1 protein-coding gene and 1 pseudogene are annotated in these 1,463 nt (G+C 69.5%); both read right to left on the reverse strand.

Translation table 11 applies throughout. The annotated features are described in order from the left end of the window. Positions 1 to 85 precede the first annotated feature (85 nt). Positions 86 to 1,168 carry a hypothetical protein gene (locus tag O3W51_RS48015; RefSeq protein ID WP_269290401.1) on the reverse strand — a complete coding sequence of 361 codons (1,083 nt, stop codon included), beginning with the start codon at positions 1,166 to 1,168 and terminating at the stop codon, positions 86 to 88. Next, a pseudogene (locus O3W51_RS48020) lies at positions 1,165 to 1,463 on the reverse strand (hypothetical protein); the annotation flags it as partial. The gene O3W51_RS48015 and the pseudogene O3W51_RS48020, both read right to left, overlap by 4 nt.

Here is a 1,463-nt window from a genome sequence, read left to right on the forward strand (position 1 = left end):
TCCTCACTGATCCGGCCGGGCATCCCTTCTGCATCGTCAGGGGCTGACGCAGCCGTGCTCCCGCACACGACATAGCTGGGGACGTTCATCCGTACGCGGTTGGGGAGGTTAGGTAGTACGCCGACAAGACGCAGGTCAGGTCGACGTAGCTGGAGCGGTGGGGGAAGCGCACTCCGAAGTGCTCGGTCTCGATGTAGCCGGCATCCCGGGTGTCGCCCGGGCTGAAGTAGACCTTCCGCAGGGCTTCTTGCATCTCACTGACCATGCGCTGGTGGTAGTCGCGGTGGAAGACGGACGGGTCCAGGCCGGCCAGGGACGCCACGTCGCGACGCTGGCACTCGTCCGCGAGCGACTGCACCCACGTCAAGTTCCACACGGCGGTGGGCTGCAGGCCGTGGACATACATGCCCCACTGGAACTCGGCCCGCAGCAAGGGCCGCAGGCCGCGCAGGTAGATCTGCCCCGTGCGGTGCACCGGCAACTGCGCGCGGCACCAGGCGCGGAAGGCGATCTGGTCATCGCAGGAGATGGGGACGGGTAGCTCGTGCCGCTCGAAGGTGGCGAAGAAGTTCTTCGGCAGCCGGGCCCCGCCCGGGCGCCCGGCCCGGATGTAGCCGCGCTCGTGCGCGCCGCACAACCCCAGCGGCGAGGCGGCCAGTTCGTCGCACACCTCCGCGCGGCACTCGCCGTAGCCCGGGCAGGGCTGCTGATCGGCCAGCCACCTCTCGAACTCCCCGTCGTCCTCGTCGGCGCCGGGGTGCCGCTTCAGGTGGCTCAGCCACCGGTTGCGGTGCCGGAAGCACACTGCCAGGCGCAGGCTGAAGGCCGGTCGCTGCGGGCAGATCCGGCACATCATCTCCTCCGGGGCCTCCCACGCCGCCAATGGCTCCGCCCCGCGCAGGAACTGGGTCCGGGTCATCCCGCCGGCCTCTGCCTCCTGCCACTGATCGGCGTGCACCGAGCACATCGCGTACCGCCGCCAGCGCGACCGCGCGCAGTCGGGGACCGTGCAGTTCCACGGATAGACCGGGTGAGACGGCGGGATCTTCAGTACCCCGCCACGCAGCACCGGGTCGAACTCGGGTCCGTTGATCAGCACGGTGAGCACCTCCAGCCGGTCCCGTTGCGTGCGGGCGTCCTGCCGCGGCAGCAGGGAGGGCACGGTCACTGGGCCCCACCCCAGACCGTACGCAGGGCGGTGTCGAAGGCCAGGTCGTGGATGTCGACGTGCCCGTAGACCTCGTCGACCATCGCGGCTGAGGCCCAGCCTCCGGCGTCCCGGGCGATCAGCAGGTTGCCCCCGGCCGCGTCGAGTACCGCGGAGGTGAAGTTGTGGCTTGTCTCCGCAGAGGCCGTGTGCAGAGATGTCGGTGTCGCTATTCGCTGGGTGGGCTCGCGGGTGCGTTTGCGACCCGGGTGTTGAGCCTGTGTAGCGATTCGATGGCCATGGAGTGACTGGCATC

Source organism: Streptomyces sp. H39-C1, from assembly GCF_027158125.1.
In the GTDB taxonomy this organism is placed as follows: domain Bacteria; phylum Actinomycetota; class Actinomycetes; order Streptomycetales; family Streptomycetaceae; genus Actinacidiphila; species Actinacidiphila fildesensis.